This window comes from Mesobacillus jeotgali, assembly GCF_900166585.1.
Lineage (GTDB): Bacteria > Bacillota > Bacilli > Bacillales > Cytobacillaceae > Mesobacillus > Mesobacillus jeotgali_A.
On record NZ_FVZC01000009.1, the window covers coordinates 2,244,293 to 2,271,123 of the forward strand.

Below are 26,831 nucleotides of genomic sequence, written 5' to 3' on the forward strand. Positions count from 1 at the left end.
TCCCTCATTTCTTATTGGCTACCCTTGTTTTGTAATCATAACAGTATCAGCAACCCGATGTATTACTGTTCTCTCAGCCAGCGTGCTGCATCCTTTGCGTGGTAAGTGATGATCAGGTCTGAGCCTGCGCGCTTCATTCCTGTCAGCATTTCCATGACAATGCTCTTTTCATCGACCCAGCCGTTTTGTGCTGCAGCTTTAACCATTGAATACTCACCGCTGACATTATAAATGACAACTGGCAGGTTGAAGTTGTTTTTCACATCACGAACGATGTCTAGGTATGGCATTCCTGGCTTCACGATCAGGAAGTCAGCACCTTCCATTACATCGGATTCAGCTTCGCGCATTGCTTCAATACGGTTTGCAGGATCCATCTGGTAGGATTTGCGGTCTCCAAACTGTGGTGTGCTTTCTGCCGCTTCACGGAATGGTCCGTAAAATGCGGATGAATATTTTACAGCGTAGGACATAATCGGCACATCCTGGAATCCAGCTTCATCAAGGGCAAAGCGAATAGCGGCAACGAAGCCATCCATCATGTTAGATGGTGCGATGATATCCGCTCCCGCCTTCGCCTGGCTGACAGCTGTCTTTCCAAGAAGCTCAAGAGAGGGATCATTCAAGACCTTGCCGTCTTCAATAACGCCGCAGTGACCATGGCTTGTGTATTCACACAGGCATGTATCTGCGATGACGACCATATCTGGGAAATCCTTTTTGATTACACGGGTGGCTTCCTGAACGATTCCATGGTCATGGTATGCCTGGCAGCCTACTTCATCTTTTTCATTTGGAACGCCAAACAGCAGCACGGATTTGATTCCTAATGCTTCTATTTCAGTCATTTCTTCTTTCAGGTTATCAAGAGATAAATGATAGACACCTGGCATAGAAGAGACTTCATTCTTAACATTCTCTCCTTCTACGATAAAAAGCGGGTAGATCAAGTCTTCTGTGCGAAGATAGTTCTCACGTACAAGTGCGCGCATGTTCGCTGACTGGCGAAGACGGCGATGGCGGCTGAATTCAAGATGTTTCATAAATTTACCCTCCAGTTTGTATATACTTGGCAACGCTTTTAAGCATCTCTTCAACGGTGTATTTTTCCGGCATAGCATGGACATTCAAACCCCACTGCTCTGCCTTCCTTTTGGAGACAGGACCAATGCAGGCAACGATACATTGCTCAAGCTTGCACCTTAAATTATATTCTTCTACAATCCCCATAAAATGATCGATCGTAGAAGGGCTTGTAAATGTAAGTATATCAAGTCTTTCATCACTTAGCATCTGAACCAGCTTGTCCCTGCTGTCTTGTGGAAGATAGGTTTCATAGATAATAACTTCTTCCACGATGGCTCCCTTTTTCTTTAAGGAAGAGGAAATATAGTCCCTGGCCAGGTTCCCTTTTGGTATCAAGATTTTTTCGCCTGCCTTTACTTGGGGCAAAAATTCATCGATGAACCCTTCAGCCACATATTCCTCCGGCATAAAGTCTGCTTTAACTCCCCTTTCCTCAAGGGAAGCTCTCGTTTTGTCACCTATGACAGCTACTTTACGGAAAGACGGCTTACTGTTTCTAAAAAACGAAAAAAATGTTTCAACCGTCACATTGCTAGTAAAGATAACCCAATTATAAGTATGTAATTCATTTAATATACGAAGCAATTTTTCAGAAGCTGCAACCGGGTGAAAGGCAATAAGAGGGATTTCCACAGGAATCCCTCCATTTCTAGCAACCAATTCAGAGAAAGGCTTCGAATGGGCCTTTCCCCTGGGAATCAATACTGTTCTATTTTGCAGCGAAAAAGGCGCTATCATTCACTCTCAAGCTCCTGCTTTACCTTGTCAATCAAATCTTTTGCACCCTGGCTGATTAATTTATCGGCAGCAAGCTCTCCAAGCTCCTCTGGATTCGTTCCTATTACCTGCTCCTTAATAATCGTCTTTCCATCCGGTGATCCAACAAGAGCAGTCAGAACGATTTCTTCCTTATCATTGATGTGCGCATATCCGGCAATCGGCACCTGGCAGCCGCCCTCCATCTTATTCAGAAATGCTCTTTCAGCTCTTACAGTGGCGCTTGTTTCAGCTGAAGTGAATTTCTCAAGAAGCTCAAGCAGTTCGATGTCATCACCGCGGCACTCAATCGAAAGCGCTCCCTGCCCGACAGCTGGCACACAGAGGTCCGGATCGATGAATTCCGTGACAACATCACTTGCCCATCCCATCCGCTTCAACCCGGCAGCTGCAAGGATGATTCCATCATAATCTTCTGTTTCCAGCTTTGCGAGTCTTGTATCAATATTTCCGCGAATCCATTTCATTTCAAGATCTGGACGCTGAGCCAATAGCTGCGCACTTCTGCGCAGGCTGCTGGTGCCAATTACAGATCCCGGCTTCAGTTCTTTAAAAGGCACATGCCCGCTTGAAATCAAGACATCTCGGTGGTCTTCTCGCTGAGGAATGGACCCGATGACAAGTCCGTCTGGCAATACAGCAGGCATATCTTTCATGCTATGTACAGCCATATCAATCTCTTTATCAAGCATGGCTTGCTCAATTTCTTTGACAAAAAGTCCTTTTCCTCCAACTTTTGATAGAGTGACATCCAGAATTTTGTCTCCTTTTGTGACAATTTCCTTTACTTCAAATTCAAAAGGTGCACCTAATTGTTTCAGCTGTTCGATAACCCAATTTGTTTGTGTCAATGCCAGTTTACTCCGTCTGGAGCCAACGATAATTTTTCTCATGACAGCCTCCTATTACTGATACCAAAAATGGAATGATGATAATTTTCCGAAAAGAAAGAAGTTGATTAAAACAATCAGGAACGCTGCAACATTCCATAATGAAAGTGATTTCCCATACATTTCTTTGCCGACCCTTAAATACAGGTAAATACTGTAAAATGCAAGGACAATGAAAGACCCTATCAGCTTGGCATCATACCAGGCAAGATCCGGAACCTTGATCCATGCCCATTGCAGCCCAAGAATCAAGCTTAGGATCAGCATTGGCACTCCAATGACATTCAATATATAAGACCAATAGTCCAGCCTAGATAAATCAGTTATCCTCCATAACAGCTTACCCCACTTTTTCCGCTTTAAAAGGTCATATTGGAGAAGATAAAGCAGCGAAAAGACGAACGAAATTGAAAATGCCCCATATGAGAGGATTGCCATCGTAATATGGATGAGCAGGAGCTCTGATACCAGCTGTTCAGACATAACATTGGAATCATATTGCACTGGCGCAAATGTATGAATCGCCATGATAATGAACCCGAGTATATTCGTGAAAAATACAATGAAATCCACTTTCAGCAGTTTGTTGATTGCCAAAGACAGCGTGACCAGCACCCATGCATAAAAATATAGCCCTTCAAAAAGGGTCAGTACTGGGAAACGGCCTGTCCCGACCATGTAAAAAATAAGGAAAATCGTCTGGAAACCCCATACAAATGCAAGTAACCAGAAGGCAATTTTGTTCGCCCTCCGGTTACGGTTAAGAAAGTCGATAAAATATAAAAGTACGCTTGCCGCATAAATCACAATGGTTATTTCATGGAGACGCGTAATATAAAGATCACCCATGGGCACCACCTCTCTTATGCCTGAAAAGAAGGCTGAGGTGAAGGAATTTTCACCTGCTTTGTTTCAGCTGTTTTCATTCCTTCTTGTTCAGCGACCAGCTGTTCAATATTGAAAATCTTGACGAAAAGATCAAGAGCCGCTTCCGCATCAGGTGCAGCAGCAAGTTCTTTCGCCTGAAGAATCGGGTCTTTAAGAAGCTGGTTGATGATACTCTTCGTATGCTTGTTCAGAACCTTTTTATCACGGTCGGAGAGATTTGGCAGTTTACGTTCGATGCTTCTCATCGTCTCTTCCTGGATGGTAAGAGCCTTGACTCTCAATGCAGAAATGACTGGCACAACACCAAGGGTGTTTAACCATTGCTTGAATTGAACGATTTCAGCTTCAATCATGATAAGAATTTTCTCGGCTGCCTTCTGGCGTTCCTGAAGGTTCGCTTCGACTATCCCTTCCAAATCGTCGATATCATAAAGGAAGACATTCTCCAGTGCCGCGATTTCAGGATCAAGGTCACGGGGAACAGCAATATCCACCATGAATAAAGGCTTTCCTTTACGCTTTGATTCAACCTTTGCCACCATATCCTTAGTTACAACAAAATCCTTCGCTCCTGTTGAACTAATCAGGATATCAGCATCTTCCAGAGCAGTCTGGAGCTCATCCAGACTTTTGGCCACTCCAGAAAAACGGTTAGCCAAGTCTTCAGCTTTCTGGAAAGTACGATTGATGACGGTAACTTTTTCCGCTCCATTTGCATGGAGGTTTTGGATCGCAAGCTCACCCATTTTTCCTGCACCGAGGATCAGTACGTGTTTTTGATCCAAAGTACCGAAAATCTTTTTGGCAAGTTCTACAGCCGCATAGCTGACCGAGACAGCATTCGCGCCAATATCTGTTTCAGAATGGCCGCGTTTTGCAAGCGTGACAGCCTGTTTGAACAACTGGTTGAAAACAGTTCCCGTCGCGTTTTTTTCAAGGCCAAGCATGAAGCTTGAACGTACCTGCCCAAGAATCTGGGTTTCACCCAAAACCATTGAGTTCAAGCCGCAAGAAACCTTGAATAAGTGTTCAATCGCTCCATCCTGTTCGTAAATGAACAAGAACGGCGTGAATTCTGCCTGAGGGATCCCGAACCATTCAGATAGAAACTCTTTGATATAGTATCTGCCAGTGTGAAGCTGATCCACGACGGCATAAATTTCTGTACGGTTGCAAGTTGATACGATGACATTCTCAAGGATGCTCTTCTTTTGCTGAAGCGCGCTCATTGCTTCCCCGAGATTTGCTTCATTAAATGTCAACCTTTCGCGGATTTCGACAGGGGCAGTTTTATAGTTAAGACCGACAACGATAATATGCATTATGAATTGACACCCCCACATAGAAATTGCATAATTGGCTAAGGCAATTATACATGAGTTTTCTCTCTTATAACGTTGTAAATGTGAACAACTCTTGAATAAAAATTTATATAATGGCATTGATTAAATTGAACTATTTTTTCTGTTGATTTGTTATACTTTTATACTATCTAGTAAGCAAATAAACATACTCCCTAATGTACCTTATCAAAGTTTGTCCTTGAATTCAAGTGAGCCTTATTGGAAGTGGTGAAAGAATGAAAAATCAGAAAATCATACCCGGAATGATATTGATTGGATTTGGCGTCTATTTTTATCTCCAACAGGAGAATATTTCGCTGTTCAATGAGTTTTATACCTGGCCAACGCTTTTAATAATCGTCGGTTCAGCCTTTTTAGTGCAGGGTTATTGGGGCAAGGATTATGAATCCATCTTCCCAGGTGTGATCCTGGTTGGAATCGGAATTCATTTTCATGTAGTCAATAAGTTCGAACTATGGCCGGATCATCTTGGAGCGTTTATATTGATCATTGCTCTCGGATTTTTGCTGCGCTATCAGAAAACCGGCAATGGCTTGTTCCATGGAATCCTTTTTCTTATTTTAGCAGGTTTGCTGCTGTTTTATGACAGAGTGACCGCATGGCTCGGGTTACTGGAAAATGGAGTTGCGAGTGCATGGAGATTTTGGCCTGCAGCCTTGATATTGATCGGCATATACTTATTATTCATTAAGAAAAAATAAGAAAACCCGCACCATTATGTAACGGCTCCCGTTTAGGGAGGAAAATCCTTAAATCACATCCAGTTTGGCAGGAGAAATAGCAGTGTAATTAAGACTCTATTCAACATAGTGAAAAACCCAGAACAAATGGCTCTGGGTTTTTGAATCTTTATAAACTTCTTATTCAAAGCTGGTTGGTTGAAAAGTGTAAGAAGACTCGGGACTATTTCATTAATGTCTCTCCTGTTAAAATTTCGTATAGAGCTGCTGAATCTTGCTTTGTTAATGTCACATATTTATCGCTATCGGTAACCATCTCTAAATTTTCACCATTTGGGCTAATCCATAATAAATAGGAAGCTATTTTATCTTCGCTACCGTCGCTATTCTTAGCTGGAAATTGAAATTGATAGTCGGCATAGCGTGCCATTTCTACTTTCACATTTTCCCAATTAGCATTTTTAACTATATCTATTGCTTCTTCAACCTGTTTTTTTTGAGTGACTTCTTTGAAGTCTTCAAAAATATTTTCTTCACCAGTTCGTTTCTGTACAGTTATTTTTTGCGCATCCCCCTCATTTAAACATCCTGAAGCAACAAAGAGTACACCTAGTAAAGAAAAAAACAGTAACATCTTTTTCAATCTACTCCCCCCTTTTATATTTACTTTCTTATCGGACTAAACTTCATCATTAAAGGGAATATCTATTTTTTACAATTGTATCACACAAATCCTTACATGAGAGATCCTAGGAAGAGGTACTAAGGGGGACATGATGTAAATTGACAAGTTATGTTATCTAGCACCCTAATTAGCAACCCATTTTTAGCTGTACAATGGATATTGTTTACTTGTCCTAATTGAGCTGCCAATAGAAGTGCCAGTACAAATATTGATTTACAGACAAAAAAAGCGGATCTAATTCAATTGAGAATTAGACCCGCTTTTTTAAATGCTATTTGTAATCTTCTCTCCCAAAACGGACCCCCTTAACCATTTATGGTGCAGGTTTTGAATCGGCTGCTATCTCATGAAGCTACCTAATACAGACCAGGCTTTGTCTTTCCCTTCCCCTGTTTCTGAGGAGAAAAGAATGATTGTATCATCCGGGTCTAAATCAAGTGTTTCCTTAGTAATCTTCAGATGTTTTTGCCATTTTGATTTTGGGATTTTATCAGCTTTAGTCGCGATGATGATGACTGGAATTCCATAGTGCTTTAGGAAATCATACATCATCACATCATCCTTTGAAGGTGGATGCCTCAAGTCGACGATCAGCAGCATCGCTTTCAATTGTTCCCGTGAAGTAATGTATGTCTCAATCATTTTACCCCATGCTTCACGTTCTGATTTAGATACTTTAGCGTACCCATATCCTGGAACATCAACAAAATGAAGCATTTCATTGATCAAGTAAAAATTCAATGTCTGCGTCTTCCCCGGCTTGGAAGAAGTCCTGGCAAGAGCTTTTCTGTTAAGCATTTTATTGATAAAAGAAGATTTACCAACATTTGAACGTCCTGCAAGAGCGAACTCAGGAAGATTGCCTTCCGGATACTGGTTCGGCCTTACAGCACTGATTACGATTTCTGCACTGTTTACCTTCATTTAGAATCACCGCTGGCTAGAGCGTGTTTCAATACTTCATCTACATGTGAAACTAACACAAATTCAAGCTCCTTACGTACACTTTCAGGAATATCATCAATATCTTTTTCATTATCCTTTGGACAAATAACCTTGGTAAGACCGGCCCTGTGAGCACTCAAGGATTTTTCCTTGAGGCCGCCAATAGGCAATACCCGTCCTCTAAGCGTTATTTCTCCTGTCATTCCTACTTCCCTGCGGATCGGCTTTCCTGATAAAGCGGAAACCAGCGCAGTAGCAATCGTTATTCCCGCTGAAGGACCATCTTTAGGAACAGCACCTTCAGGGACGTGGATATGAATATCATTTTTCTCATGGAAATCCGGATCAATGTCCAAATCCTTCGCCTTTGAACGAACATAGCTGAATGCTGCCTGTGCGGATTCCTTCATTACATCCCCAAGCTTCCCAGTCAGCACAAGTTTTCCTTTTCCAGGAGATAGAGAAACCTCAATTTGGAGAGTATCTCCTCCAACCGTTGTATAGGCGAGTCCTGTCGCAACTCCAACCTGATCCTCCAGTTCAGCCTGGCCATACCGGAACTTAGGTTTGCCCAGGAATTCTTCCACGTTCTTGTCGTTGACAATCACACGCTTCTTCGTGCCGGAAACAACAATCTTCGCGGTTTTCCTGCAAATGGACGCAAGCTGCCTTTCAAGGGAGCGGACACCGGATTCACGCGTATAATAACGGATCACCTTTGTGATCGCCTCGTCCTTCATCTGAAGCTGTGATTTTGACAGACCATGGTCCTTGATTTGTCTAGGGAGCAAATGGTCTTTAGCAATATGCAGCTTTTCCTGCTCTGTATAGCCGGCAATATTAATGATCTCCATCCTGTCTAGCAATGGTCCAGGAACTGTGGCCAGATTATTGGCTGTAGCGATGAACATTACTTTCGAAAGATCATATGTCTCTTCAATATAATGGTCGCTGAAGTTATGGTTCTGCTCTGGGTCCAGAACCTCAAGCATGGCTGCAGATGGATCTCCGCGGAAATCACTGGACATTTTATCAATTTCATCAAGCAGAAATACAGGGTTGATTGTACTTGCCTTCTTCATCCCCTGGATGATCCGTCCCGGCATCGCCCCTACATAGGTCCTTCTGTGTCCGCGGATTTCTGATTCATCGCGAACTCCGCCCAATGAGATGCGCACAAAGTTCCGGTTCATGGACTTGGCAATCGATTTGGCAAGACTCGTCTTTCCAACCCCTGGAGGTCCCGCAAGGCACAGTATCGGTCCTTTCAATGAGTTCGTCAGCTTTTGGACAGCCAGATACTCCAGGACGCGTTCCTTAACTTTTTCAAGGCCGTAATGATCCTGATCAAGGATTTTTTCAGCCTTGCTGATATCCAGATCATCTACAGTAGCCTTGGACCATGGCAAAGAAACCAGCCATTCAATATAATTTCGGATAACGGCACTTTCGGCAGAGGTTGTCGGAACTTTTTCATAGCGGTCGAGTTCCTTCAATGCCGTTTCCTTCACATGTTCAGGCATTCCAGCGAGCTCAATCTTTTCGCTTAGCTCGGAAATCTCACCTGTTTTTCCTTCTTTCTCGCCCAGTTCCTTCTGAATGGCCTTCATTTGTTCACGAAGGTAATATTCCTTCTGGGTACGCTCCATGGAACGTTTTACGCGCTGGCCAATTTTCTTTTCAAGGCCAAGCACTTCTTTTTCATTATGGATAATTTCAATGACACGGTTCATCCGTTCTTTTGTGTCGATTGTCTCAAGAATTTCCTGTTTTTCCTTCAGCTTAAGCGGAAGGTGGGATGCGATAATGTCCGCCATCCTACCTGGCTCTTCAATATCAGAAACGGATGCATACGTTTCCGCGGAAATCTTCTTGGACATTTTTATGTATTGTTCGAAATACTCAAGCATTGTCCTCATCAACGCTTCATCTTCGACATCTTTTGAATCATCGTCTTCAAACGTTCTAACCTTACACGAAAAATGATCATTTTCCTCGAAGAATTCAATGATTTCAGCTCTGTACAATCCTTCAACCAATACGCGGATCGTTCCGTTAGGAAGCTTCAGCATCTGTTTGACACGAGTCAGCGTACCCATCTGGTATAAATCCTCTTCGCCCGGTTCATCTATGGATATATCTTTTTGAGTAGTGAGATAGATTAAATGGTCATCCACCATTGCCTTCTCCAGTGCCTGTACCGATTTTTCGCGGCCTACATCCAAATGCAGGACCATTGTCGGATACACAAGCAAACCGCGCAGCGGCAGGAGAGGGACAGTGTATTCATTCTTGTTCACCATGGCATTGCACCTCCAACTTGCATTGTATTAAACCATAATACTTTGTTGTTCAATTCTATCGCATTTATTTTCTAGTGTCTAATATCTAGAGCGTATTGCCTTATTTCGACCTATTGATTAGTATCCTGATATTCACGAGAAAATATGTCTAAATCATAAAGGACTTTAACGGACAAATCTTTGTTTATGACAGCTACAAATCCTTTTCCTTTTTCAGGGAGAAATAAACCCATATTGAAGCGGGATTTATTACTGGATCGATGAGTTCTGGCAGACGATGCCATAAAAAAAGAACGCTGCACGCGTTCTTTTTCAAATGTTCAGCTTGTCTCTTTTTGCGTCAAATCACTGGCAGCCTTGATGATCTGCTCTCTGGGGTATTCTTTTAAAAGAGCGATATCAAAGACTTCATCCAGATGGGTGACTGGAATGATTTCAATTCCTGTAATTTCATTAAGGATCGTCTGAACGTTTTCCTTTGGAATGATGACCTTTTTGGCACCAGCTTTTTTTGCAGCCTTCACCTTTGGATAGACGCCTCCGATTGGCTTAACATTTCCGTGGATACTGATCTCACCAGTCATTGCGACGGTATTATCCATCGGGATTTTATAGATGGCAGAATAAATTCCCGTGGCCATGGCAATACCGGCAGATGGCCCATCAATTGGTGTACCACCAGGGAAATTCACATGGATATCAAACTCGTCAGCCGGAACACCCATGGACCTGAGAACAGTGATGACATTTTCAATCGAACCACGTGCCATGCTTTTTCTGCGGATCGATTTGCCCTGTCCGCCAATGCTTTCTTCATCCACAATTCCTGTGATGTTGATTGACCCTTTATCCTTAGCCTTTATGACTGTTACCTCGATTTCAAGAAGGGCACCAGTATTCGGCCCATAGACAGCAAGGCCATTTACAAGCCCTACCGCGGACTTTTCGTTAATCCTTCTTTCCATTCTCGGTGTCAACTGGCTGGAATGCACAACCCATTCAATTTCCTCTTCCTTGATATATGAGCGTTCGTCAGTAATAGCCAGGCCTGCAGCAATTTGCACCATATTGACGGCTTCACGGCCATTCCGCGCATAATTGGACAAAATCTCTATCGCTTTATCGCTCATGGTCAGTTGTACTTTTTCAGCTGCATTTTTAGCCACTGCAGATATTTCTTCCTGGGTTAACTCTCGGAAAAATACTTCCATGCATCTGGACCTGATCGCTGGAGGGATTTCGCTTGGAGTTCTCGTTGTCGCGCCTACAAGGCGGAAATCAGCTGGAAGCCCATTTTTGAAGATGTCGTGGATATGACTCGGTATTTGGGTATTTTCCTCATTATAATAGGCACTCTCTAAGAATACTTTCCTGTCTTCTAGTACTTTTAAAAGCTTATTCATCTGGATTGGATGGAGTTCACCTATCTCATCAATGAATAGGACTCCGCCATGTGCATTGGTCACCGCTCCTTGCTTTGGCTGAGGTATACCAGCCTGTCCCATTGCTCCTGCCCCCTGGTAAATCGGGTCATGCACCGATCCGATCAGCGGGTCTGCAATCCCTCTTTCATCGAATCTGGCAGTAGTAGCATCCAGCTCAACAAATACTGACGATTTTTTGAAAGGCGATTTTTGATTTTGCTTTGCCTCTTCTAACACGAGCCTTGCCGCAGCAGTTTTTCCTACTCCCGGCGGCCCATAAATGATGACATGCTGAGGATTGGGTCCGCACAAAGCAGCTTTCAATGCCTTAATTCCATCTTCCTGTCCAACAATATCCTTAAAGCTGGACGGCCTGACTTTTTCAGCAAGCGGCTCACTTAGTGAGACTGACCTCATCTTTCTTAACTGTTCCATTTCCTTTCGGGATTCCCGATCAATTGATACCTTTTGCGTCCTCTGATTCCTAAGCAGATTCCAGAAATACAGCCCGATAATGATACCGAAAAAAAGCTGTATAAATAAGGCGATTCCGGTCCAACTCAATGTACATTCCCTCCCGTAAGTTGATACTATTCGCTTTAACCTAGTATCCCCCTGAGAGTGTTGGAATAAACAATATTTTCATGTGAATTTTTCCACCTGAATTGACCATTGGTTGAGTGAGAATTAATGATATTTCACTGTTTGCCAACCTGTTGAATTTGGATTTTATTTTGAGGGATATATCTTTTTCGTTGGATTGCCTTTTGACAGCTTTAAGTTTTTGACACCACAGTGTACGAAGTTGGCCTGTGTTCTGACAGCTTTTCCTCTTTTATCACCAAAGCTGTCCAAAGGTCGCTGATGTTTGGACAGCTTTTCCTTTCTTAACACCATCGCTGTCCAAAGTTTGCTGATGTTTGGACTGCTTTTCCTCTTTTATCACCAAAGCTGTCCAAAGTTCGCTGATGTTTGGACAGCTTTTCCTCTTTTATCACCAAAGCTGTCCAAAGTTCGCTGATGTTTGGACAGCTTTTCCTCTTTTAACACCAAAGCTGTCCAAAGTTCGCTCATGTTTGGACTGCTTTTCCTCTTTTAACAACAAACCTGTCCAAAGTTCGCTGATGTTTGGACTGCTTTTCCTCTTTTAACACCAAAGCTGTCCAAAGTTCGCTGATGTTTGGACTGCTTTTCCTCTTTTAACTCCAAAGCTGTCCAAAGTTCGCTCATGTTTGGACTGCTTTTCCTCTTTTAACAACAAACCTGTCCAAAGTTCGCTGATGTTCTGACAGCTTTTCCTCTTTTAACACCAAAGCTGTCCAAAGTTCGCTATTGTTTGGACTGCTTTTCCTCTTTTATCACCAAACCTGTCCAAAGGTCGCTGATGTTTGGACAGCTTTTCCTCTTTTATCACCAAACCTGTCCAAAGTTCGCTGATGTTTGGACAGCTTTCCCTCTTTTATCACCAAAGCTGTCCAAAGTTCGCTGATGTTTGGACAGCTTTTCCTCTTTTAACTCAAAAGCTGTCCAAAGGTCGCTATTGTTTGGACTGCTTTTCCTCTTTTAACATCAAACCTGTCCAAAGTTCGCTGATGTTTGGACTGCTTTTCCTCTTTTATCACCAAACCTGTCCAAAGTTCGCTGATGTTCTGACAGCTTTTCCTCTTTTAACTCAAAAGCTGTCCAAAGGTCGCTATTGTTTGGACAGCTTTTCCTCTTTTATCACCAAAGCTGTCCAAAGTTCGCTGATGTTCTGACAGCTTTTCCTCTTTTATCACCAAACCTGTCCAAAGTTCGCTGATGTTCTGACAGCTTTTCCTCTTTTATCACCAAACCTGTCCAAAGTCGGCTTTTGTTCTGACAGCTTTTCCTCTCTTAACAACAAACCTGTCCAAAGTTCGCTCCGGTTCCAACAGCTTACTTTTATTCCAAGGAGCAAACATACAAAGGGGTGTAATAAATCAAAAAATCCCGGTGAAATATTCACCGGGATTGATAATATTAGGCTGAATTTCTTTCGTCTTTGAGGACTGTTCCGTCTTCAAGGACTAGCTTTGGCGGCATGTTGTTTTCGACTGTTTCCTTCGTGATGATGCATTTTACGATATCGTCACGTGATGGAAGGTCGAACATGACATCAAGCATGATACCTTCGATAATGGAACGCAATCCGCGTGCTCCTGTTTTGCGCTCGATTGCCTTTTTCGCGATCTCGATTAAAGCATCATCTTCAAATTCAAGCTCGACATCGTCAAGCTCAAGCATTTTCTGATATTGCTTCACAAGTGCGTTCTTCGGCTTTGTCAGGATTTCTACCAGTGCTTCTTCGTCAAGCGGAGTTAGGCTGGCGATTACAGGGAGACGGCCGATGAATTCAGGGATCAAACCGAATTTCAGCAAGTCTTCAGGAAGTACTTTTGACAGTAATTCCTTCTTATCTAAATCTTCTTCTTTTTTATCAGAGCCAAAGCCGATTACTTTCTGGCCGAGACGGCGTTTGATGATTTGTTCGATACCATCGAATGCCCCGCCGCAAATGAACAGGATATTTGTAGTATCAATCTGGATGAATTCCTGATGAGGATGCTTTCGTCCCCCTTGTGGCGGTACGCTTGCAACCGTTCCTTCAAGAATTTTAAGGAGTGCCTGCTGTACTCCTTCACCTGAAACGTCCCTCGTGATGGAAGGATTTTCAGATTTCCTTGCAATTTTATCGATTTCATCGATGTAAATGATCCCTTTTTCAGCTTTCTCAACATCGTAATCAGCTGACTGGATCAATTTCAAAAGGATATTTTCGACGTCTTCACCGACATATCCCGCTTCTGTTAATGATGTAGCATCCGCGATTGCGAATGGAACATTGAGAATACGGGCCAATGTTTGAGCAAGTAATGTTTTACCGCTTCCAGTAGGACCTATCATAGCAATATTACTTTTTGATAGTTCCACATCATCAATCTTGCTGTTTGAGTTGATACGCTTATAGTGGTTGTAAACGGCTACAGACAGGTTTTTCTTTGCCTGGTCCTGGCCAATTACATACTCATTTAGAATATCGCGGATTTCCTGTGGCTTCGGAACATCCTTGAACTCAACCTCTTCTTCAGTGCCAAGTTCTTCTTCAACAATTTCTGTGCACAATTCAATACATTCGTCACAGATATAGACGCCTGGTCCAGCAACCAATTTTCTGACCTGATCCTGGGTCTTGCCGCAGAAGGAACATTTGAGTTGTCCTTTTTCGTCATTAAATTTGAACAATGCCTTCACCCCTTGAGAACTTCTAAAACATATATAAAGCTGCGATTCATAAGCAAACGAACGGTTAAGTAACAGTTTTTCTGCTGCATTCGAGCAGGTATGTATTGCATTGTATCATATTTTGCCAGGGTACAGGAAATAATAACCCTCGGCCATTTAAGTTTCGCGCTTATGAATCGAAAAAATATGTACTAAATCATCTTATCCATAATTCAGGCCATTAAATCGGCATATACGAAATTACTAAAAATTTATGTATGTATATATTGGTGATAAATTGTAGAAAACAAGGCACGATATACTCGCGCCTTGTTTCTATATCTTCCTGATTCTATTATGCAACAGACTTGCTGTTTTCTACAAGGAAATCAACTGCTTTTTTAAGTTGAAGGTCACCTTTGATTCCTTCAAGGCTTCCGCCAAGTGCAGTTTTGATTTGGTCAGCAGTCATATTGTACATTTCAGACATCTTTTCAAGCTCTGCATTAACTTCTTCATCAGTAACTTCGATGTTTTCAGCTTTTGCGATTGCTTCAAGAGTCAGGTTAACGCGAACTCGTGTAGCAGCTTCTTCTTTCATTTGTTCACGAAGAGCAGCTTCGTCTTGACCAGAGAACTGGTAGTATAGGTCAAGGTTCATGCCTTGCATTTGCAGGCGCTGTTCGAATTCGTTAACCATGCGGTCGATTTCAGTATCGATCATTGCTTCAGGAACTTCGATTTCTGCGTTAGCTGCTGCTTTTTCAACAACAGTGTCACGTTCGAAGTGTTCCTTCTGGTGTGCTTTATCGTGAGCCAGGCGATCTTTGATTTTAGTCTTAAGCTCTTCTAAAGTTTCAACTTCTTCATCAGCATCTTTTGCGAACTCATCATCAAGCGCTGGAAGTTCTTTGCCTTTGATTTCGTGAACTTTTACTTTGAAAGTTGCAGGCTTTCCTGCAAGCTCAGCAGCGTGATACTCTTCTGGGAAAGTGACTTCAACATCTTTTTCTTCGCCAGTAGCTGTACCAACCAGTTGTTCTTCGAAACCAGGAATGAATGAACCTGATCCAAGTTCAAGTGAATAGTTTTCAGCTTTGCCGCCTTCGAATGCTTCGCCATCAACGAATCCTTCGAAATCGATGACAACACTGTCGCCATTTTCTGCTGTACCGTCTTCTTTAACAACAAGCTCTGCCTGCTTTTCTTGCAATGCTTTTAGTTCGTTTTCAACTTCTTCGTCTGTAACGTTTGTGTCGAATGCTTCTACTTCAAGTCCTTTGTACTCGCCAAGCTTCACTTCTGGCTTAACAGTTACAGTAGCCTTAATGATAAGGCTCTTACCCTTTTCGATTTGTTCAACATCGATTTCAGGACGGTCAACTGGCTCGATTCCAGTTTCTTCGATTGCATTTGCATATGCTTCTGGAAGAAGGATATCAATTGCATCTTGATATAAAGACTCTACGCCGAAACGCTTTTCGAACATTTGGCGAGGCATTTTCCCTTTACGGAATCCTGGTACGTTAATTTGCTTAACGACTTTCTGGAATGCAGCGTCAAGACCTTTATTGACCTTTTCAGCATCAACTTCAATTGTTAGAACCGTTTGGTTCCCTTCTCTTTTTTCTACCTTTGCAGACATACAGTTCCCTCCAACAATAATCTATTGTCATCTTCATTCGACGATGAATACTCTTGTTAACCAAGTAATATTCCAGATTAAATGTAAAATAGAATGATTTTTACATAATACAACCACTACATTATAACACAGGATTATTTCGTTTCAACAGCCAGGACTATATTATCGGGTAAGAAATTTCTTCTAGCTTCCTGATAAAGTCGAGAACCTGTGCTGTTTCTTCATGCGGACTGCTGTAAAGATCAGCGAAAGTCTCAAGCGGATCGTCAAATCCATAGTACTCATTGGCAATGAAATGACTTGCTGCAGCCCATGCCGGAGAATTGCCGACAGGATTTTTATACGGGTAAATCAGGAAGAAATAACGCTCGACCAGGCTCTGTACCTGCTCAAACAATACAGGATCCTCATTTTCTATTTCACGGCTTAACAGCTGCAGTACTCCACTGTCCTCGATATACTCCTTGACATCTGGCAGCTGAGCAGGGAAAAACGATTCTTCCCAGCCGAATTTATTTACGGCAAGCTCCTCTGCGTAACCCTGTTCTCTTAATATATTGACCAGCATTGTTTTTAAAAAGGGATGACCCTCTTCTGACCGTGTAAATTCTTTAATAATCTTGATAAAAGGACGGATATTTACATTCGCAAGACTTGCTAAAGCCATCACCTGTTGATTGAGGTCGTCCGAGCCAAACAGATCAAGCGCCTGTTCTTCTGGTTGTTCATCATCTATCTCTGCAATTTCATTTCTTTCAATTCCATCGATCATCTTTCTGCCAAACTCGAGCATTTTGATAAAATGCTCGTGTTTATCTGCGGGAATCTCCCTTTCTTCCAAAAGAGCTTCAATAGTAGTTACCATTTCACTGTACTCATTCAGCTGGACGAGGATCATTAAGTACATTTCAATTACCTGTATGTAATCACCCAATCCGCTCTTAAGCATCTCTGCCGCTATATCTTTGGCTTGCTTCAGGTTTCCCGTTTCGTAATGGGCAAGTATAAGCCCAACATATATATCGCTGTTCTCAGGATCGTGATCCAGGGCCTGCTCAAGATATTGGATAGCATCCCTGTACTTTTGCTGTTTCATATAATCGAGGCCTTTTTCCAAAAGGCGCTTTTCCAGGCCAGGAAACAGGATCACATTATCCTTATTTGAATCCCGCTTTTTCATACACATACCGCCTTACTTTATAAAAAATAACAATATTGTTTTCCCAGATGCATCTTCAGCTTTTTAGAAAGTGTAGCATGATTTCATGAAAAAACAAAAAGATTCACAAGTGTAACTTGTGAATCAATCAATTTTATAAATGCAGTATTAATAAGCTTAACTGGTAGCCTGCAAAAAAACAGCTGATGCTTATAAGAATGTTAACATCTTGTTGAAGCAGGATTATCCTCATATTCCTTGATATGCTCTTCAAGCTGGAGGGTCAATTCAATCTCATCCCAGCCGTTCAGGAGCATATTATACCAATATGGGTGAATCTCAAATTCTGCTTTGAAGCCTTCTTTGTCATAAACACATTGGTGTTCAAGTGAGACGGTCAGTTCGTACACCTGACCGGCTGCTTTCTTGAGTAAAGAGGCCACCACCTCTTCAGGCAGTACAACAGGGAGGATTCCGTTTTTCAGGCAGTTTTGCTTGAATATATCTGCAAACGACGGGGCAATCACCACCTTGAATCCATAATCCTGCAATGCCCATGGCGCATGCTCCCTTGATGAGCCGCAGCCAAAGTTTTCATTCGCGATCAAAATAGATGCTCCCTGGCTGGCAGGGTGGTTGAGTTCAAACCTTTCATCTAATTCACCGCTTGGCTTGAAGCGCCAATCATAGAACAAATACTGCCCAAAGCCGGTTTTCTCGATTCTTTTGAGGAATTGCTTTGGAATGATTTGGTCTGTGTCCACATTTGTCCGATCCATTGCAGCAGCATTACCTGTCATTTCTTTAAAACTGGCCATTTGAGACTCCTTTCATCGTAAAATGGGATTTTGGCAAAATGACCCGAAATTCTTCTTCCTCGAAACATTTTTCACTTCTTTAGTAATGATTTTCATATTAATATCGTTCAAGAAACCGGGCTAAGAAGTAAAACCTAAACTGGAACTCCGGCCAGTGTCCTGACATCAACAAAGTGTCCGTACAGCGCCGCAGCAGCAGCCATGGCCGGACTGACTAAATGTGTCCGTGCCCCCGCGCCCTGCCTGCCCTCGAAGTTTCGATTCGACGTGGAGGCGCAATGTTCTCCAGCTGGTACAATATCAGCATTCATGCTCAGACACATACTGCAGCCTGATTCTCTCCATTCAAAACCTGCTTCGATAAAGGTTCGGGCAATGCCTTCTGTTTCTGCAGCCATTTTGACCTGCTGGGACCCGGGTACGACAATCGCATATACTCCGGCAGCGACTTTCTTTCCTTTGATGATCTGGGCAGCTGCGCGTAAATCCTCTATCCTTGAATTCGTGCAGGAGCCGATGAATACCCTGGAAACACGGATAGCAGTGATAGGCTGGCCTTCCTCAAGTCCCATGTACTCAAATGCCCTTTGGACGGCTTTCTTTTCGGCCTCGGTTTCACATTCAGCTAAATAAGGCACTCGGTGCGTTACCTCTGCAGTCATAGCAGGATTGGTGCCCCAGCTGACCATCGGAGCAATTTCGTTTCCATTTACCATGATCACATCATCGTGTTTAGCATCCTTATCCGAAGCGAGCTGCTGCCATTCCAGGATTTGATCGAGAAACTCATCTCCCTTTGACACGTATTTCCTTCCATTTAAATACGCAAAAGTCTTTTCATCTGGAGCAACAATTGAAGCTTTTGCCCCGCCTTCAATTGACATATTGCAAATGGTCATTCTCTCTTCCATCGACATATTCCTGATCACATCACCGCAGAATTCGATTACATATCCGGTTCCGAATTTGACCCCATATTTACTGATGATGAAGAGGATCACATCCTTGGCACTGACTCCAGGCCCAAGTGAGCCTGAAACCTCAATTTTCAATGTTTTAGGCTTTGCCTGCCAGAGTGTCTGGGTTGCGAGCACATGCTCCACCTCACTTGTTCCAATCCCGAAGGCAAGGGAACCGAATGCACCGTGTGTCGATGTGTGGCTGTCTCCGCAGACGATGGTCATTCCTGGCTTCGTCAATCCCAGTTCTGGCCCGATGACATGGACGATACCCTGTTCAGGGCTGTCAAGATCCGCTAGCTGTATGCCAAACTCCAGACAGTTGTTTCTCAACGTGTCCATCTGATTCCTGGCCACCTGGTCATTGATTTCCCGTCGATTAATGGTAGGCACATTATGGTCCATCGTCGCAAATGTCAGATCAGGCCGCCTTACTTTCCTATTTTTCATCCTCAGCCCTGAAAATGCCTGCGGGGAGGTTACTTCATGGACAAGGTGCAGGTCGATGTACAAAAGATCCGGCCTGCCCTCTTCCATATGGACGACATGCTTCTCCCAAATTTTTTCTATGATCGTTTTACCCAAAATATCCTCCCCTTCCTTAATCATTATTCTTTTTTAAGCGTACGCGCCCATGATATTAAAAATTGCTTCATTGTCGAGCAGGGCCGCTTTGATTTCATCTGCCATTTGTTCAGTAGTTACTGGGAAATTCCCCAGCAAAGCGATATCACGAGTCCTGCTTCCTGATTCAAGCACCTGCTTGACGGCGTTCTCTACTGCTTCGGCTTCTTCCAACAACCCAAAGGACATTCTCAGCATCATAGCAGCAGAAAGGATCATCGCTATCGGATTGGCTGCGTTCGTACCAGCAATATCCGGTGCGGAACCATGGATCGGTTCATAGAGGCTGGGCCCTTTGGTCGAGACGCTGGCAGATGGCAGCATGCCAAGCGATCCGGTCAGCACTGAAGCTTCATCACTTAAAATATCTCCAAACATATTTTCGGTTACGATGACATCAAACTGTCGCGGATTTTTAATCAGCTGCATTGCCGCATTGTCAACGAGCATATGCTCGAGCCTAACATCAGGATACTCCCTTGCGATTTCTTCAGCTGTTTCCCTCCACATTCTGCTTGATTCCAGGACATTAGCCTTATCGACAGAAGTGACCTTTCCTTTACGCGTCGTTGCAAGCTCGAACGCATAGCGGATGACCCTCTCAATTTCTTTTTTCTGGTAAAACAAAGTATCAACTACGGAAGCCTCACCTTTCTGGAAGGTTCTTTCGCTTGGTTTCCCGAAGTAAAGCCCTCCTGTCAGTTCCCTGACTACAACCATATCTGCTCCCTCGACGACTTCCTTGCGCAGTGGTGAAACATCAGAAATACTGGAGTAATATTGGACTGGCCGGACATTTGCATATAACCCAAGCTCTTTCCTGATTTTCAACAACCCTTTTTCCGGACGGATATGCCCCGGCATTCGATCCCATTTCGGTCCGCCCACTGCCCCTAAAAGGACTGCATCGCTAGTTTTGCAGAGTTCCAGTGTGTGCTCTGGAAGCGGGGTGCCATATTCATCAATGGCTGCCCCTCCAATTTCTCCATATACACAGTGGAATTTATGCCCGAAAAGCTCGGCTACTGCCTGGAGGATAGTGACCGCCCCCTTGCTTACTTCTTTCCCTACGCCATCTCCCGGCAGGATTGCGATCCTTTTTTCCATTACACTCGCCTCCGCTTTTTTATTAGTTGTTCAGCCATTGACCGCGACTTTCTTTGTTTCTTCTATAAACAGGACTCTGTTGACAGCATTGAGATAAGCTTTAGCAGAAGCTTCAAGCACGTCCTGTGCCAAGCCTCTTCCGCTAGTTTCCGTGCCCCCGAAATCGAGCTTTACATACACCTGTGCCAGTGCATCTCTGCCAGCTCCAACAGACTGTATTCGGTAATCTAATAAACTCGCTGTTTCTTCCATGCATTTTTCAAGCGTATTATATAAAGCTTCAATACTTCCGGAACCTGTCGATGCTTCCTGTATCAGCTCATTTTGACAGCCAAACAGGGTAACGGTCGCGGTTGGAACCTGGTTTGTGCCATACTGGACCTGAATCGAATCAAGACTGTAATATTGCTGTTCTTTCGCCAGCTTCTCTTCTAGGATGATTGCTGCAAGATCCTCATCGGTCATTTCCTTTTTGCGGTCCGCCAGTTCCTTAAATATTGAGAATAAATGATTGATATCCTGCTCAGGTACCGAAAGCCCGATTTCATTCAATCTGTTTCTGAATGCATGGCGTCCGGAATGCTTACCGAGTACCATCGAGTTATTCTGCAGGCCGACCAGCTCGGGAGAAATGATTTCGTACGTCGTTTTCTCTTTTAACACTCCATCCTGGTGGATTCCTGACTCATGCGCGAACGCATTCCTGCCTACAACGGCTTTGTTAGCTGGAACAGCCATTCCCGTAAGCTTGCTGACAAGGCTGCTCGTTCTGCTGATTTCTTTAAGGTTCATCCTTGTTTCTGCATTATAGAAATCTTTACGGATATGGAGGGCGACCGCGAACTCCTCGAGCGCAGCATTCCCGGCACGCTCGCCGATTCCGTTAATGGTCCCTTCGACCTGGGCAGCTCCAGCAGATACAGCTGCAAGGGAGTTGGCAATCGACATTCCAAGGTCATCGTGGCAATGCGCTGAAAGATCGACTTTACTAATAGAAGGAACATGTTCCTGCAAGTAACTAAAAATTTGTCCATATTCCTGCGGAGAGATATAACCGACAGTATCTGGAATATTGATTACCCTTGCCCCTGCTCTAATTACTTCTTCAACAATCTCAGCAAGGAAATCAAGCTCAGTCCGGCACGCATCCTCAGCAGACCATTGTATAACCGGAAATTTAGATGCCGCATATTTCACGGTTCTTACCGCTGTTTCAATCACTTCTTCCTTTGTCTGTTTCAGCTTGTGTACCCTATGAATAGGCGAAGTTGCGATAAACAGATGAAGCCTTGGTTCTGCCCCATGTCTTAATGCTTCCCAGGCGGTGTCAATATCGGTCAAAACCGAGCGCGCGAGTCCTGTCACCGAACACCCCTTTATCTGGCGGGAAATTTCAGCAACCGAGGCAAAATCCCCTTTTGAGGCAGCCGGGAATCCTGCTTCGATAATATCTACATTCAGGCGCTCGAGCTGCCTGGCTATCTCCAATTTTTCCGAAAAATTCAAGTTCACTCCTGCTGATTGTTCCCCGTCCCTAAGTGTCGTATCAAAAATCTTAATTTTTCGCACTGGCAGCCACTTCTCTCTGCTTTTGTTTGTTGACAAACGGCATCATCTTTCTCAGTTCTCTTCCCACCTCTTCAATCTGGTGCCGGTTTTCTTTTTCATTGATTGCATCGAAGACTGGCCTGTTGTTTTCATTTTCAGCAATCCAGCCTTTTGCGAAATTGCCTTCCTGGATGTCAGTCAAAACTTTTTTCATTTCCTGTTTTACCTGGTCATTGACGACTCTTGGTCCGCTGACAAAGTCACCCCATTGAGCTGTGTCGGAGATTGAATAGCGCATGCCTTCTAGTCCGCCCTCATACATCAAATCAACGATCAGCTTCAGTTCATGCATGGTTTCAAAATAGGCCAGCTCTGGCTGGTAGCCTGCTTCAACAAGTGTTTCAAAACCAGCTTTCACCAGCGAAGTCAACCCCCCGCAAAGTACTGCCTGCTCCCCGAATAAATCCGTTTCCGTTTCTTCTTTGAAGGTTGTTTCCAGTGCTCCCGCTCTTAATGCACCGATTGCTTTCGCATATGCCAGCGCCAGCTCCCTTGCCTCTCCTGACACATCCTGATGGATAGCGAACAATGCCGGAACCCCTGCACCTTCCTCGTAGGTCCTTCTGACAAGATGTCCCGGACCCTTTGGTGCAACCAGCAATACATCACAGCTCGCCGGGGGGACAATCTGGTTAAAATGTATATTAAACCCGTGGGCAAACATTAAAGCCTGGTTTGACAACTGAGGTTCAATTTCATTTTTGTAGACCGCTGTCTGCCGCTCATCCGGTAACAGCACCATCACTACATCTGATGAAGCAACTGCTTCTGCAACCGTCTTGACTTCGAATCCATCTTCAACAGCCTTTTCCCATGACTTTCCAGTTCTTAGGCCAACAACAACTTCCACACCGCTGTCACGAAGATTCTGGGCGTGTGCATGCCCTTGTGAGCCATATCCGACAACCGCAACTCTCTTTCCGTTAAAATAAGCCTCATTCGCGTCTCCGTTATAGTACATTTTTGCCATATTACCTCTCCCTTTCTATTAAAAAAATTAGTTATCATCAGACAAAAGAAAATGTTTTTTGCTGAGTGGTCCGCTGGTTCCCCCTCGGGAAAGCTGTCGTTCCGGTACGGGCCATTTCCCTGATTCCATATGGTTTGATCAAATCGATAAACGCTTCAATTTTTTCTGTTTCACCTGTCAATTGGATGATGATGCTATCCTTGCTGACATCTATCACCGACGCCCGGAAAGGCTCAATGATTGAATAGATTTCTGTGCGGTTATGAGGAAGGACCGGCACTTTCACTAAAACAAGCTCGCGGGCTACAATTGCCTGATCACTGATATCCGCCACCTTCAGGACATCAATCTGCTTGTTCAGTTGCTTTGTAATTTGCTCGACCATCCTGTCATTCTCGACATGGACAACACAAGTCATCCGAGAAACTCCTTCCTGTTCGGTATGGCCCACTGAAATGCTCTCGATATTGTAGTTGCGTTTTGTAAAAAGATTGGTGATCCTGTTCAGAACTCCCGGCCGGTTCAAAACCGTCAACGTTATGATTCGTTTCATTTTTTCACTCCCACCATTTCGTGGATTCCTTTTCCCGGAGCAATCATCGGATATACATTTTCGTCTCCATCCACTCTGAAATCGAGCAGCACTGGTTCATCATTATTGAGGACTTCATCCAGGACTGCACTGGCTTCTGCTTCAGTGCGGATTTCAAATCCTTTTATGCCATAAGCTTCTGCCAGTTTGACGAAGGATGGCTGTACTGGGTTTTTACTGTGTGAATACCTTTCTTGATAAAAAATCTCCTGCCACTGCCTCACCATTCCGAGTGCCATGTTGTTGAAAATCGCAATCTTGATCGGCAGCTGGAATTCTTTGATGACCGCAAGTTCCTGGGTTGACATTTGAAAGCCTCCATCGCCAAGAACAGCGATAACACAAGCATGCGGGTCTGCGAGCTGTGCTCCAACACTAGCTGGAAGACCAAATCCCATTGTCCCCAGCCCTCCTGAGGTGACCCATCGATCAGCTGTATTGAACTGATAGAATTGAGCTGCCCACATTTGATGCTGGCCGACATCGGTAACGACAATCGCCTCGCCTGCAGTTTTTTCATAGAGCAATTCCATCACCTTTTGCGGTTTAAGAACCTCACTGTCTTCGTAATGATAAGGAAAGTCCCTTTTCCACACGGCGAGCGATTCAATCCACTCTTGCTGCTGCGGCGGATTCCCCTCCAGCTTGATCAGCTGCCTTAATGCTTCACCTGCATCTCCAACAACGGGAATTTGCGTTGGGACATTCTTGCCGATTTCAGCCGGGTCAATGTCTATATGGGCAACTGCTGCATGTGGGGCGAAATGCTTTAGATTGCCGGTCAAGCGGTCATCAAAACGCGCCCCAATATTGATCAACAAGTCACAATGGTAAAGAGCCATATTGGCCGTATAGCAGCCATGCATCCCTGCCATTCCCATGAATAGTTCATGTCCAGCAGGAAATCCTCCCAAGCCTAACAGTGTGTGGACAACTGCTATGTTTTGCTGTTCAGCATATTCTTTTAGTAGATTCGAAGCCCGGGCATGGAGGACACCGGCGCCGGCGAGGATGACTGGCTTTTTAGCTTTGCTGACTGCTTCTGACAATTTCCTGACCTGTAGGAAGTTCGGCTCAGTTGTCGGCTGGTATCCCGGAAGATGGACATCCTGCTCTTCCGGCACTTCTGTTACTCCGGCTGCCAGATCTTTCGGAAAATCGATGACGACCGGGCCAGGTCTGCCGCTTGTCGCTATATAAAAAGCTTCTTTGATGATCCTCGGAATGTCTTTGATTTCCCTGACCTGATAGTTGTACTTCGTGATTGGTGTGGTGATTCCAAGAATGTCAGCTTCCTGGAAGGCATCCGTACCGATGACGCCTGTAGCCACCTGGCCAGTAAAAACGACCAATGGCAATGAGTCCATCATCGCATCGGCAATTCCGGTGATGATGTTGGTCGCGCCTGGCCCTGAAGTTGCAATCACTACTCCCGGTTTCCCGCTGATCCTTGCATATCCTTCCGCTGCGTGGATTCCTCCCTGCTCATGCCTTGGCAGCACATGAAGAATCTTGGAATCATAGAGTTTGTCGTAAATTGGCAGGACAGCACCGCCGGGATAGCCAAAAATGACTTCGACGTTTTCCTTTTCCAGGGCTTTAAGCAGTAAATCCGCACCGCTTACTTCACTTGTTTTAGCCTTTGTTTCCTTCAAGGCAGCTTCCATTTATCGAACCTCCTTTTGTATATAAGCTGTTTCTCGCATTGATGGTTGCTTTTCCAATGAGAGGGACTTATTGGACCCAAATGTTTGGCTGTTAAAGCAATAAACTCTGCGGAAATAGCTTTTTTCAAAAATAAAAAAGCCCATCCATCTCCATATGCCTGGATTTCCCAGGCAAAGGGATGGAATAGGCTTTATCTCCTTGTTCCACGGTACCACCCTTCTTCACGCTTTACGCGTGCGCTCGTGATTTTGATAACAAGTGCGGGGCACTCGGCCAGTTTTACTTGGATTCCTTTCAAACTGGCGCTCCAGGGTGAGTTCATTCAATACGGCATCACCGGCTCCCAGCTAACCCGGCTCTCTGTGCATGCTGATTGCATTGAATTACTTGTCCCTGTCTTTGCTTTATCTATATTCAATTAGACTAGTTTGGTATTGGCAGATTCTAATGGTATAACTCACGTATTGTCTTGTAAAAGAATTCTATTAACTTACTTGATGGGCTTTTTCCGGGTAGACCTGGATTCCTTCTGCTACGACTCTTGCTCTGAACTCACTCAAGATGTTTTGCGTGTGCTCTCCCGGTACGCCATCGCCAATGACTCTTCCATCTACTTTAACCACCGCAATCACTTCGGCTGCGGTCCCGGTAAGGAATACTTCATCCGCGGTGTATACATCATGGCGGGTAAATGGTTCTTCCTTCACCTCGTAACCTAGTTTTTCCGCTATTTCAATGACTGCATTCCTCGTGATTCCTTCAAGAGCTCCAACATAGCCTGGCGGTGTGAAAAAGCTGTTGCCTCTTACGATAAAAATATTGTCTGCTGAACCTTCGGCAACATAGCCCTGATCATTGAGCATTAAAGCCTCGCTTACATTAGCCAGATGCGCCTCAATCTTTACCAGAACATTATTTAAATAATTCAATGACTTCACTTTTGGGCTTAAAACATCAGGGCGATTTCTTCTTGTGGCTACCGTAACAATTTCAAGTCCGCTTTCATATAATTCCTTCGGGAAAATAGACAGCGGCTCAACAATGATAACGATATTCGCATTCGGGCACTTGAAGGGATCCAGTCCCAGGTCACCGACACCCCTCGAGACGACAATGCGGATATAGGCATCTCGTAATTGGTTCCGCTCAACTGTCTGTACAACAAGATCAGTGAGCTCCTCTTTAGAGTGGGGCATGTTCAGCATAATGGATTTGCCTGAACGGTATAGCCGATCCATATGTTCATCCATCCTGAAAATATTGCCGCTGTATACCCGTATCCCTTCAAAAATACCATCACCGTATAAAAAACCATGATCATATACTGAAATCTTGGCATTTTCCTTGGTGACGAATTCACCATTCAAGTAAATCCACTGATCGGGCACCATCAACA

22 protein-coding genes and 1 other annotated feature are annotated in these 26,831 nt (G+C 44.0%); of the genes, 1 reads left to right on the forward strand and 21 read right to left on the reverse strand.

All coding sequences use genetic code 11. From position 1 onward, the window contains the following. Positions 1-62 precede the first annotated feature (62 nt). The 5 genes from hemB to hemA are packed head-to-tail and all read right to left on the reverse strand — an operon-like array spanning position 63 to position 4,963. Entirely contained in the window at positions 63-1,043 is a 981-nt protein-coding gene (gene hemB / locus B5X77_RS21435) for a porphobilinogen synthase (RefSeq protein WP_079509930.1), read from the reverse strand. A gap of 4 nt (positions 1,044-1,047) precedes the next feature. Further along, on the reverse strand, positions 1,048-1,824 hold the full coding sequence (locus tag B5X77_RS21440) for a uroporphyrinogen-III synthase (RefSeq protein WP_079509931.1): 777 nt from the start codon (positions 1,822-1,824) through the stop codon (positions 1,048-1,050). Further along, positions 1,821-2,756: a hydroxymethylbilane synthase gene (hemC, locus tag B5X77_RS21445; RefSeq protein WP_079509932.1), complete on the reverse strand. Its 936-nt coding sequence runs from the start codon at positions 2,754-2,756 to the stop codon at positions 1,821-1,823. The genes B5X77_RS21440 and hemC overlap by 4 nt, the downstream gene beginning before the upstream one ends. A gap of 12 nt (positions 2,757-2,768) precedes the next feature. Then, positions 2,769-3,602, reverse strand: a complete 834-nt coding sequence (locus B5X77_RS21450; protein ID WP_079509933.1) for a cytochrome C assembly family protein — start codon at positions 3,600-3,602, stop codon at positions 2,769-2,771. A gap of 14 nt (positions 3,603-3,616) precedes the next feature. Continuing rightward, positions 3,617-4,963: a glutamyl-tRNA reductase gene (gene hemA / locus B5X77_RS21455; protein WP_079509934.1), complete on the reverse strand. Its 1,347-nt coding sequence runs from the start codon at positions 4,961-4,963 to the stop codon at positions 3,617-3,619. Positions 4,964-5,220: 257 nt separating this feature from the next. Between hemA and B5X77_RS21460 the strand changes: the two genes are divergently transcribed. After that, a complete protein-coding gene (locus tag B5X77_RS21460) occupies positions 5,221-5,706 on the forward strand; it encodes a LiaI-LiaF-like domain-containing protein (protein ID WP_079509935.1) in 486 nt (161 codons plus the stop codon). Positions 5,707-5,908: 202 nt separating this feature from the next. Here B5X77_RS21460 and B5X77_RS21465 read toward each other — a convergent pair whose 3' ends face one another. The 16 genes from B5X77_RS21465 to ilvE all read right to left on the reverse strand — a co-directional run bounded on the left by B5X77_RS21465 (position 5,909) and on the right by ilvE (position 26,823). Next, entirely contained in the window at positions 5,909-6,328 is a 420-nt protein-coding gene (locus B5X77_RS21465) for a hypothetical protein (RefSeq protein ID WP_079509936.1), read from the reverse strand. Between the two features lie 381 nt (positions 6,329-6,709). Beyond that, positions 6,710-7,294 (reverse strand): ribosome biogenesis GTP-binding protein YihA/YsxC, encoded by a 585-nt coding sequence (gene yihA / locus B5X77_RS21470; RefSeq protein ID WP_079509937.1) that lies wholly within the window; start codon positions 7,292-7,294, stop codon positions 6,710-6,712. Further along, positions 7,291-9,618, reverse strand: coding sequence for an endopeptidase La (lon, locus tag B5X77_RS21475; RefSeq protein ID WP_079509938.1), 2,328 nt, complete (start codon positions 9,616-9,618; stop codon positions 7,291-7,293). The genes yihA and lon overlap by 4 nt, the downstream gene beginning before the upstream one ends. Before the next feature lie 320 nt (positions 9,619-9,938). Then, a complete protein-coding gene (lonB, locus tag B5X77_RS21480; RefSeq protein ID WP_079509939.1) occupies positions 9,939-11,606 on the reverse strand; it encodes an ATP-dependent protease LonB in 1,668 nt (555 codons plus the stop codon). A 378-nt stretch (positions 11,607-11,984) separates the two neighbouring features. Continuing rightward, positions 11,985-12,116, reverse strand: coding sequence for a hypothetical protein (locus tag B5X77_RS23890; RefSeq protein WP_257391870.1), 132 nt, complete (start codon positions 12,114-12,116; stop codon positions 11,985-11,987). A gap of 927 nt (positions 12,117-13,043) precedes the next feature. After that, the gene (gene clpX / locus B5X77_RS21490; protein WP_079509941.1) at positions 13,044-14,306 is read right to left on the reverse strand and encodes an ATP-dependent protease ATP-binding subunit ClpX; all 1,263 of its coding nucleotides are present in this window, start codon (positions 14,304-14,306) and stop codon (positions 13,044-13,046) included. A gap of 334 nt (positions 14,307-14,640) precedes the next feature. Then, positions 14,641-15,930, reverse strand: a complete 1,290-nt coding sequence (tig, locus tag B5X77_RS21495) for a trigger factor (protein WP_079509942.1) — start codon at positions 15,928-15,930, stop codon at positions 14,641-14,643. A 157-nt stretch (positions 15,931-16,087) separates the two neighbouring features. Next, positions 16,088-17,110 carry a tetratricopeptide repeat protein gene (locus tag B5X77_RS21500; protein WP_176167397.1) on the reverse strand — a complete coding sequence of 341 codons (1,023 nt, stop codon included), beginning with the start codon at positions 17,108-17,110 and terminating at the stop codon, positions 16,088-16,090. Between the two features lie 200 nt (positions 17,111-17,310). Then, complete coding sequence (leuD, locus tag B5X77_RS21505; RefSeq protein WP_079509944.1) at positions 17,311-17,907, reverse strand: 3-isopropylmalate dehydratase small subunit; 597 nt, start codon at positions 17,905-17,907, stop codon at positions 17,311-17,313. Positions 17,908-18,041: 134 nt separating this feature from the next. Further along, positions 18,042-19,451 (reverse strand): 3-isopropylmalate dehydratase large subunit, encoded by a 1,410-nt coding sequence (gene leuC / locus B5X77_RS21510; RefSeq protein WP_079509945.1) that lies wholly within the window; start codon positions 19,449-19,451, stop codon positions 18,042-18,044. 33 nt (positions 19,452-19,484) lie between these two features. Then, complete coding sequence (gene leuB, locus B5X77_RS21515; protein WP_079509946.1) at positions 19,485-20,597, reverse strand: 3-isopropylmalate dehydrogenase; 1,113 nt, start codon at positions 20,595-20,597, stop codon at positions 19,485-19,487. 30 nt (positions 20,598-20,627) lie between these two features. Continuing rightward, entirely contained in the window at positions 20,628-22,166 is a 1,539-nt protein-coding gene (locus tag B5X77_RS21520) for a 2-isopropylmalate synthase (protein ID WP_079509947.1), read from the reverse strand. After that, positions 22,153-23,175: a ketol-acid reductoisomerase gene (gene ilvC, locus B5X77_RS21525; RefSeq protein WP_079509948.1), complete on the reverse strand. Its 1,023-nt coding sequence runs from the start codon at positions 23,173-23,175 to the stop codon at positions 22,153-22,155. Before ilvC ends, B5X77_RS21520 begins: the two co-directional genes overlap by 14 nt. A 37-nt stretch (positions 23,176-23,212) precedes the next feature. Beyond that, positions 23,213-23,728, reverse strand: a complete 516-nt coding sequence (gene ilvN / locus B5X77_RS21530) for an acetolactate synthase small subunit (protein ID WP_079509949.1) — start codon at positions 23,726-23,728, stop codon at positions 23,213-23,215. Further along, positions 23,725-25,434, reverse strand: a complete 1,710-nt coding sequence (ilvB, locus tag B5X77_RS21535; protein WP_079509950.1) for an acetolactate synthase large subunit — start codon at positions 25,432-25,434, stop codon at positions 23,725-23,727. Before ilvB ends, ilvN begins: the two co-directional genes overlap by 4 nt. A 172-nt stretch (positions 25,435-25,606) precedes the next feature. Next, positions 25,607-25,844 (reverse strand) — a binding site (T-box leader). 76 nt (positions 25,845-25,920) lie between these two features. After that, positions 25,921-26,823, reverse strand: coding sequence for a branched-chain-amino-acid transaminase (gene ilvE, locus B5X77_RS21545; RefSeq protein ID WP_079510343.1), 903 nt, complete (start codon positions 26,821-26,823; stop codon positions 25,921-25,923). Positions 26,824-26,831: the final 8 nt, after the last annotated feature.

What these genes read in the sequence shown, in the direction of transcription:
- B5X77_RS21440 (WP_079509931.1), bottom strand. Translation starts at nt 1,824, where the DNA reads ATGATAGCGCCTTTTTCGCTGCAAAATAGAACAGTATTGATTCCCAGG.
- leuD (WP_079509944.1), bottom strand. Translation starts at nt 17,907, where the DNA reads ATGGCCAGTTTTAAAGAAATGACAGGTAATGCTGCTGCAATGGATCGG.
- B5X77_RS21500 (WP_176167397.1), bottom strand. Translation starts at nt 17,110, where the DNA reads ATGAAAAAGCGGGATTCAAATAAGGATAATGTGATCCTGTTTCCTGGC.
- B5X77_RS21450 (WP_079509933.1), bottom strand. Translation starts at nt 3,602, where the DNA reads ATGGGTGATCTTTATATTACGCGTCTCCATGAAATAACCATTGTGATT.
- ilvB (WP_079509950.1), bottom strand. Translation starts at nt 25,434, where the DNA reads ATGGAAGCTGCCTTGAAGGAAACAAAGGCTAAAACAAGTGAAGTAAGC.
- tig (WP_079509942.1), bottom strand. Translation starts at nt 15,930, where the DNA reads ATGTCTGCAAAGGTAGAAAAAAGAGAAGGGAACCAAACGGTTCTAACA.
- ilvN (WP_079509949.1), bottom strand. Translation starts at nt 23,728, where the DNA reads ATGAAACGAATCATAACGTTGACGGTTTTGAACCGGCCGGGAGTTCTG.
- hemB (WP_079509930.1), bottom strand. Translation starts at nt 1,043, where the DNA reads ATGAAACATCTTGAATTCAGCCGCCATCGCCGTCTTCGCCAGTCAGCG.
- B5X77_RS23890 (WP_257391870.1), bottom strand. Translation starts at nt 12,116, where the DNA reads ATGAGCGAACTTTGGACAGCTTTGGTGTTAAAAGAGGAAAAGCTGTCC.
- B5X77_RS21460 (WP_079509935.1), top strand. Translation starts at nt 5,221, where the DNA reads ATGAAAAATCAGAAAATCATACCCGGAATGATATTGATTGGATTTGGC.
- yihA (WP_079509937.1), bottom strand. Translation starts at nt 7,294, where the DNA reads ATGAAGGTAAACAGTGCAGAAATCGTAATCAGTGCTGTAAGGCCGAAC.
- ilvC (WP_079509948.1), bottom strand. Translation starts at nt 23,175, where the DNA reads ATGGCAAAAATGTACTATAACGGAGACGCGAATGAGGCTTATTTTAAC.
- hemA (WP_079509934.1), bottom strand. Translation starts at nt 4,963, where the DNA reads ATGCATATTATCGTTGTCGGTCTTAACTATAAAACTGCCCCTGTCGAA.
- hemC (WP_079509932.1), bottom strand. Translation starts at nt 2,756, where the DNA reads ATGAGAAAAATTATCGTTGGCTCCAGACGGAGTAAACTGGCATTGACA.
- leuB (WP_079509946.1), bottom strand. Translation starts at nt 20,597, where the DNA reads ATGGAAAAAAGGATCGCAATCCTGCCGGGAGATGGCGTAGGGAAAGAA.
- lon (WP_079509938.1), bottom strand. Translation starts at nt 9,618, where the DNA reads ATGGTGAACAAGAATGAATACACTGTCCCTCTCCTGCCGCTGCGCGGT.